Annotated in this window: 7 protein-coding genes; all 7 read right to left on the minus strand. The window is 31.7% G+C overall.

The window, feature by feature from the left end; genetic code table 11:
• Positions 1-725, minus strand: a 725-nt coding sequence (locus Q0352_RS06120) for an endonuclease/exonuclease/phosphatase family protein (RefSeq protein ID WP_299525199.1), incomplete at its 3' end; no start/stop codon positions are given.
• Positions 726-899: 174 nt separating this feature from the next.
• Positions 900-2,324 (minus strand): ADP-ribosylglycohydrolase family protein, encoded by a 1,425-nt coding sequence (locus tag Q0352_RS06125; protein WP_299525202.1) that lies wholly within the window; start codon positions 2,322-2,324, stop codon positions 900-902.
• A 58-nt stretch (positions 2,325-2,382) separates the two neighbouring features.
• Complete coding sequence (rbsK, locus tag Q0352_RS06130) at positions 2,383-3,285, minus strand: ribokinase (protein ID WP_299525205.1); 903 nt, start codon at positions 3,283-3,285, stop codon at positions 2,383-2,385.
• A gap of 3 nt (positions 3,286-3,288) precedes the next feature.
• Entirely contained in the window at positions 3,289-4,293 is a 1,005-nt protein-coding gene (locus tag Q0352_RS06135; RefSeq protein ID WP_299525208.1) for a GRP family sugar transporter, read from the minus strand.
• Between the two features lie 59 nt (positions 4,294-4,352).
• Positions 4,353-6,614 carry a TIM-barrel domain-containing protein gene (locus Q0352_RS06140; protein WP_299525211.1) on the minus strand — a complete coding sequence of 754 codons (2,262 nt, stop codon included), beginning with the start codon at positions 6,612-6,614 and terminating at the stop codon, positions 4,353-4,355.
• Positions 6,615-6,723: 109 nt separating this feature from the next.
• Complete coding sequence (locus Q0352_RS06145; protein ID WP_299525214.1) at positions 6,724-8,172, minus strand: sugar porter family MFS transporter; 1,449 nt, start codon at positions 8,170-8,172, stop codon at positions 6,724-6,726.
• A gap of 18 nt (positions 8,173-8,190) precedes the next feature.
• Positions 8,191-8,810, minus strand: a 620-nt coding sequence (locus Q0352_RS06150) for a fibronectin type III-like domain-contianing protein (RefSeq protein ID WP_299525217.1), incomplete at its 5' end; no start/stop codon positions are given.

The following is an 8,810-nucleotide window of genomic DNA, read 5'->3' on the forward strand; positions in this document are numbered from 1 at the left end:
TCAGAAAACCATAGGTTATTTTTCCGTCTGTCATCAATGTTTCGGTAACTTTTAACTTCAAAGTTTTTAGTAAAAATATAATCTATTCTTTGTTCAAGTGTACTTTTTGTATCAAATCCATTAAATGTCCCAACTGGACCATATACTGGATAATTCAATGAGTCATAACTATCTTCAAATTCTTCTTTGAGAATCTCAATGGGAGCATCTGAAGGTGAGCTATTAAAATCTCCTAAAATTATAACACTTTTATCTGTAAGTTGTTTCTTTCTAATAGTTTCCAATAGTAATTTCGCTGATTGAACCCGGGCAACTTTACCTCTATGGTCAAAATGACAATTTAATATATGCACAGTTTCTTTAGTAATTTTATTTCTAAAAACACCATATACAACAATTCTGTAAAAATCAGCATCCCAACCCTTTGATACTTTTTCTGGTGTTTCTGATAACCAAAAAATTTCCTTGCTTAATAATTCAAATTTAGAAATATTATAGAATAATGGGATTCCTTCACTTTCCGTATTCTTACCATCCCGTCCATGTCCAATATAATTGTAAAAATTCAAATTTTCTTCAAGAAATTTTGATTGGTTAGGCATAGCTTCTTGAATACCTAAAAAGTCAGGTTGATAGTGCTTAATCAAATCTACTACTTCCTTTTTTCTTAATCCCCACTGATTTTCTTCATCATGAGAGCTATCATATCTTATGTTAAATGTCATGATTGAGGTTTGTCCTTGTATTATCGAAGAACTTAATAGTACCACCAAGGTTAAAATGTATTTGTATTCTCTCATTTTTTGTTCATTACTTCTAACAACATTAATAAGATGTCGTTTCAATACAGTTATTTTTTGTTGTATGCTCGTTTATTTGATTTCTATTTTTTCAGATTTCTAATTGTGTTCGATAGTATCCCTCAATGTAGGTATATACCACACATTTTTTTGCAAATCTACACCTCCATCCATTTCCTCTTGTACAACTCGGTCAATTATATAAACTCCTTTTTGAGCCATTTCATTAAAGTTATATATTCCATTCTTAGGAAAATTAATCCTAGTTCTATGAATATTAAATTTTTCTGAAAATTTTCTTCCAAATGCTGTTTCGATTCCTTCTTTACCTATCATAAATCCTAAAAGTCCTCCCCAGGTAGCAGTAGGATTATCAGAATCCCAACCAGACAAAGATCCAATTTTAATCGTCTCTTTAAGATTACCTTCTCCGTATAACAAGCTAATGATACTAGAGCCAAAATTTATTCCTGCGGCAAAACAACCGTTACAATAGCTCTTTTTTGAAGTTATATCGTAACCATCTGCTTGCTCTACCTGATATTTCTGGTAAAGTGCATCTCTTGTTTGTTCCCAAGGAATATTTAAGGCATACTTCTCTTTAACAAAATCAAACATTTTTGCTGCATAGGAATCATTTGGTAATCTTTTACGCGCCTGATTTGCCATCCAAATAGTTTTGTCCTTTATAGGTAACTCCTCATCAACATAAGAAGCTAATGAATACATAACTACATAAAATTCTGAAATCCATTCTGCGTTAAATCTAGCTGTTGTTTGTATTGGTAATTTTGCCATCTTCAAAGCCACATCAGGTCTAGCTGGTGCAAAAAAACCAAATATTTCTGTTGTTAACTGCGCATCAATCATTTCGTAGTAATTGTTATAAATAGAATCTGTTGTATATTTTGGGTCACTCGTATCTGGAGGAGCATAGCCCTCTATCATTAAATCCAACGCCTTTTGATTAGATACCCATAAAAAGTTTTCTTCTTCTTGCTTCATATGTTTCAACCAACCGGCTCTAATTTCCGTCCCAGTTAAAACACTTGTTTTATTTGTATACAATAAATGCTGGTACATAAACTCAACATCTGTATCATCATCACTACCCCAAATACTATCTTGATCTACAAATACAAAATCAATATTTTTAGATAAATTACTTGGAACGCCTTCTCCCCAAATACTAGGTTGATCAGGTTTCCCCCAATCATTTCTGGTATAAAAGGCTCCCGTTTTAATTTCACCAATGTTCCCAATTTTATCCATTTCAGTAACCAAACCAGTCCAGTTTGCTATACACTGTCCTAACCAAAACCCATATAACTTATCCAAATACAATGAACGTGAAATAATTTTATCGGTAGTTTTTGGAATATAGTTTTTGTAAACTAAATTTTTATCTACCAATTGATTGTTAATTACTGATTGGGTCTCTTTTTTCACCTCTTTGCAAGAAAAAAAACTTAAAAAGACAACACTTAAAAACACAAACATTTTATACTTTTTAGATAATTTCATATTACTAGTTTAATTATTTACGAGTTCAAATTTTCCCCAAACCCTTATTTTCATTTTATTATTCCAATTCACTTTTATATGGAATAGAAGCTTGAGCTCCTAGCCTACTTACTCCAATTGCAGAAGCTGAATTCGCAAATAAAATAGCTTCTTTCCAATTTTCACCTTCAGACAAAGCAACTGCAATTGCTCCGTTAAAAATATCTCCTGCTGCAGTTGTATCTACCACCGCTACTTTTTTTGGAGCAACCATGAACTCTTCCTCTTTATTTTTAAAAAATGAACCTTTTTCACCTAAAGTAATAATAACATTTTCAACTCCTTTATTCAATAAAATTGTAGCAGCTATTGAAGCAGAAAATTCATCGACAACCTTAATTCCTGTGAGCAATTCAGTTTCTGTCTCGTTTGGGGTAATTAAAAATATTTTTGAATACAACGATTCTTCAATTTGCTGTGCTGGTGCAGGATTTAAAATAACTCTCTTCTTTAAAGAAAATGATTTATTTATAACATATTTTACAGTTTCTAGTGAGATTTCTAACTGAACTAAAACTATAGAAGATTTTTCAATTGCAGATAATGCGGTATCAATATTTTTAGGTGTAAGGTGATTGTTTGCACCTGGGGCAACAACAATAGAATTTTGACCTTTTTCATTGATCACAATAGATGCTACTCCAGTTGGAAAATCTTTATCCTTAAAAACAAATTCGGTATTAATAGTGTCTTTTAAAAAGCCCTTAATTGCTTCATTACCAAAACCATCATCTCCAACTCGAGCAATAAAATAAACGTCTCCCCCTAATCTTGCAGCTGCGACAGCTTGATTGGCTCCTTTTCCACCAGCAAAAGTGGCAAACTTTCCGCCTAAAACCGTTTCACCAGGTTGAGGGAATTTAGGGGTTTGAAAAACCAAATCGGTATTTGAACTTCCAACTACTGCTATTATTTCTTTCATAATTTATTTTATTCTAGCATAAATAATTAACACCAATCCAACAATAAAAAAAGCGAACATTAGGTTTATATACTTCTTAGTTTTTGAAGATGCTTCTGCAAATTCTTTCCATACAAAAACACCCCAAATAGCCGCAACCATTGTCGCTCCTTGACCTAAACCATAAGATATTGCAAATCCAGCTTGTTCTGATGCTATTAAACTTAGAGACATTCCTATTGCCCAAATTATTCCTCCTAACCAACCTATGCTATGCAATTTTAAATTTCCTTTTGAAAAATACTCCTTATATGCAACTGGCTTTCCTGAGAATGGTTTTGCCATTACAATTGAATTCCATAAAAAATTAGAAACCAAAATTCCAATAGAAAAAACAAAGAATGCTCCGTAAGGTGTTAATTTACCTACCTCAGGCGTTGAAAAATTTGGTGACATAGAATCGGCAACAAAACGATAAAAGAACCCCATTAAAACTCCAGCAGCTAATGATAATACAATCCCTTTAGTTGAAACTTTTGAAGCTACTTTTGAAATACTTCTATAAACTTTAGCATCTAAAATTATGGCAACTGTAACCAAAAGAACTCCAATAAACAACATGTAAGGATCGCCTAGCGGATATTTTAAATAATTTACGACTACACCAATTACTAGTGCTAATCCAATACCTATTGGAAATGCTACTGCCATTCCTGCAATATCAATGGCTGCAACCAATAAAATATTTGCTAAGTTGAAAACTACTCCTCCAATAAAAGCCGCTAATAAAACGCTTTGTTTTGCTTGTAATAAATCTTCAGTAAAAGATCTTCCTTCTTCTCCAAAGCTACCCAATGTAAAACCTAAAATTAAAGAGCTTAGAACAATTCCAATGACATAATCCCAATAAAAAAGTTGAAAAGGCCAAGTCTTTGTTGCTAATTTTTGGGTATTTGCCCAAGAGCCCCAACACAACATAGTTACAAAAAGTAATACTACTGCTACTGCAAAAGATTCAATAATAATCATTTCTCAAAAATTTAAGTTAATATATTTTAATTTATAAATCATCTAATTACTCTTTATCATTACTCAATGAGAATTTCTATATTTTGATAAGAATTATAATTATCAGTATTAATAGTTAAAATATTATTTTTCAAGTTCCATTTCTCTATATTCAACTCCGAACTATTAATAGAAATTTTATTAATTTTAGTTGTTATACCTTTAACTATAACTTGGTAATTTCTTTCCGTTACAGCGCCATCAAAATCACCAACAACTGGATGTATTACAATGGTAGATCCTCCTTCTTGGTTAAAGTTATAATCAATAGTTGTCCATCTGAATTTTTCGTTTTTATAGTCCAAAGTTTTACCATCATCTTCATACAATTTAAAAGAATTATTAGAGGTTTTTGTAGGTTGATAACATTCTATAATAAGTTTATTTAATGGTTTTTGATCTGTATAATCCATATACTCAACCATAGGAATAATTGCTCCTTCTTTTACAAATAATGGAAATTCGTCAATCGATTTTGAAACTAAAATCTCAATAGGTCCTTGAATTTTCTCTCCTGAAAAGTAATCATACCATAATCCTTTAGGAATCCATACCTTTTTTAAGGCTATTCCCTCCATTCCTTTACCATCACTAGCTGCATCTGTAATTGGAGCAAAAAGCATTGAAGAGCCGTACATGTATTGCTCATTGCTATATTCAAAAGATTCTGGACTCTTTGGATAATCAAAATACATGCCATAACACATAATCAATCCTTCGTCAAAAGCCTTTCTATTAAGTGAATACGTATAAGGCATTAATTTATACTTCAGCTGCATTGCTTTTCTTGCCGAAGAAAGTACTTTTTCTCCCCAATCCCAAGGTTTTCTATTATGCACTAATCTCCTGTCCCAATCAACACCTCCTGTAGCATGCAATCGATTAAAAGGAGACATAACACCAGATTGAATCCACCTAGCAAATAATTCGCTATTCGCAGCTATTTTATGACCTTCCATATGTCCACCAATATCATGAGACCAATAAACCCCCAAATTTGAACCTTTCACTGTCAATTCAACATTAAACTTTAAACTTTCCCACGAAATATAGCTATCGCCAGAAAACCCAATAGGATATTTATGATTGTCAAAACTACCTGCAACCTGTCTTGTCAATACAATCGCTCTTTTATTTGAATGCTGTTCAGTTAAGCGATAGTACTCTTTTAAATTTTTAATCGAAGGACTACCATCAACCCAATGAAAATCTAAACCTTCATCCATCATTGGTTTTAGAAAAACGTCGAAGAAGGGTTCAACATCATTTGAATTTCCCTCACCATAAAACAAGGCGTTTTTAATGAATTCCCATTTTGATTCTTGGTATTGTTTTTCTGTAGCTACCAATAAAGAATCATAATCCATATTCGCTCTTTCCAAAAATTCCTTCGCTTTTATATCATCTCTTATAACGGCTCCGGGATGATGATTAAAACCAACATGTAGCCCATTTTGATTTGTCCAATCTAAAAAATTGTTCATATCAGGAAATTTAACGGAGTCATAGCGTGTACCAAACCAGCCATCTATATGCCAGTTCATATCTGGAACAATCACATCAATAGGAATTTGTTCTTTCCTGAATCTAGATACAATATCTTTATAACCTTGCGCTGATAGTGGTTGATACCTACTGAACCAATTCCCTAAAGCCCATTTTGGCAATAATGGAATGTTCCCATTTAACTGGGTAAAATCATTTAAGGCTTTCTTATAATTATCCCCATAACAAAATATGAATAATTCTTCCGAATCCCCTTCAACATCATTATGAATTAACTCATTATCAATCACTTTTAATACCGTCCATCCCTGCTTGCTCAATAATCCTTTTGGAATAGCAACCAGTTTTGAAGGTGAATTAATATCGTACTCTTCATATTCAATTTTACCATCAAACTTATCAACAGACCTAATTAAACCACCCAAATTTGCGGCATCTATCTGATGAATGTCAGCTACTATTAGTGAATCGCGTTTTTTAAATTCAATAGATATTTTATCCTTCATCCTACCTTCTCCTTTTTGATAGAAAAGTTGATACTTAGCTGTTGAAATAGTAAGTATGTCACTACTTTGTTTAACATCAAAAACTACATGGTCAAAATTATATTTGTAATTTCCTTTTTTAATAGCACTTGCTCTAACAGCAATCAACCCAGAAGTTAAAACCGTAAATGTATGATTGTCAAATTCAATTTCATTGTTAGTAACGTTATACTCTTCACAGCCAAAAATCATCATGGCTATTGAAAAAAGAAGCAGCATATTTCTCATCATATAAATTCTATTTTTTTTAAATTATCTCTTACTTATGTTGAATTTGTTTAAAAATTCTTTTCAATTTACTCAAGATTGAAGCAATAAAAAAATACTTGTAATTACTTCTTTACTTCTCAAACAATGTTTCCATCTCCTCTAAAGTCTTTCCCTTAGTCTCTGGTATAAATTTCCAAACAAAAAGAATAATAAGAACTATAAACCCAGAAAAAAGAAAATAAGGCAATGCATTGTTCCAAACACCACCTTCCATTTGTAATTTATTCACATCACTTTCTACTATCATTGGAAAAGACTGTGATACAAAATAGTTTGCTAACCATTGACCAGCAACCGCAATTGACATAGCAATACTTCGTACCCTATTTGGAAATATTTCAGATAAAATAACCCAAACTACTGGCCCCATTGACATTGCAAAGGATCCAATAAATATTAATATGCCTATTAAACTTATGATACCTTCAGAAGAAGAAATAGTTGGTAATCCTGCTGAATTTAATTGTGAATAGTCACTAAGATATAGTGTGAAACCCATCATTAGAAATCCAATTAACATTCCAAACCCACCAATTATAAGTAATGGTTTTCTACCCAATTTATCAACAGTAAACATAGCTATAAACGTAAATATTAAGTTTACTGTAGCTAATAAAATTTGTTGTAGTAATATATCTTTTTTTCCAAATCCTAAAGCCTGCTCAAAAATATCAGCTCCATAATACAATACTGCATTTATCCCTGTAAATTGCTGTAATACTGATAAAATTGTCCCAATTATTATAATTGGTAGTAATGATTTTGAAAATATAGATTCTTTTTCACTATTACCTTTTTTTTGAATTGATTTCCGTATTTCAACAAACTCTTTATCAGCCAACTCTTCTCCGTGTATTTTTGTTAACACTGTATAAGCCTCTTTTTCATTTCCTTTCATCATTAACCAACGTGGACTCTTAGGAACCAAAAATAATAGTGATAAAAATAATCCTGCAGGAATTAACTCTGACCAAAACATATATCTCCATCCCGTAGAAATATTTTCGCTTTCAGTCATTCCATTTCCAATAAAATACGTTACTAAAAACACTACAAAAAAGCCAATTACAATTGCTAACTGATAAAATGTTACTAAGTTCCCTCTTTTTGCTGCTGGAGCTATTTCAGCGATATACATTGGAGCATTCATAGAAGCCATACCTATTGCTATTCCTCCCAAAATCCTAAAAAACACCATTAATGAAATTGATTCTGGTAAAAAACTTGGTAAACCTGAACCCCAAGCAGATATTGCAAACAAAACTGCTGCAATAATTAAAGAGTTTTTTCTTCCAATCGACTTACTTAATATTCCAGAAAATGCAGTCCCTGCTAATGCTCCTAAAAGAGCACTACTTACAATAAATCCTTTTAAGGCACCTGTTAACTCGAAATATTTTGAAAAATAAAATTGTGTTCCATTAATTACACCGGTATCATATCCAAATAGCAAACCTCCCAGGGTAATTACGATAGTGATGAAATAGATATTTATTCTTTTGTTTGATGTATTACTCATTAAAAATTACTTTGGTTATTATTTTACTGATATTTGAATTTCTTTTGAAATACTATTAGATGCATTTCCTATATAAATTATATAATTCCCTTTTTCAAGATTCCAATTGGAAATAGTTTCATCATAATATGATAAATCCGAACACTTAATTATAATTTCAACTGATTTAGTACCGCCTTTTTCCACAAAAACTTTTTGAAAACCCTTCAATTCTTTCAAAGCCCTTTTTACCTTTGATTTTTTCTTCCCTATATAAATTTGCACAACCTCAGCACCATTAAAATTTCCTGTATTTAATAAGGTTCCTGATACTTTTATATTTTCGTTCTTTTTGTATTTTTTTTTATCGGTTTTAATGTTTTTTAATTCGAAATTAGTGTATGACATTCCTTCACCGAAAGCAAATAATGGTTTAATTTCTTTAGTATCGTGCCAACGATAGCCAACTAAAATATCTTCTTTATATTCTTGATATGTTCCATTCCCTGGATAAGAAATTTCACCGAAATGATGTGCTGCATTGTCTTTTAATTCTACAGGGAATGAAAATGGAAGTTTCCCTGAAGGACTTACATCTCCACTGATTACATCTGCTAATGCATGTCCTGCTTCACTTCCTAAATACCATGCTTGCATTA

Origin of the sequence: uncultured Lutibacter sp. (assembly GCF_937891065.1) — a bacterium.
In the GTDB taxonomy this organism is placed as follows: Bacteria; Bacteroidota; Bacteroidia; order Flavobacteriales; family Flavobacteriaceae; genus Lutibacter.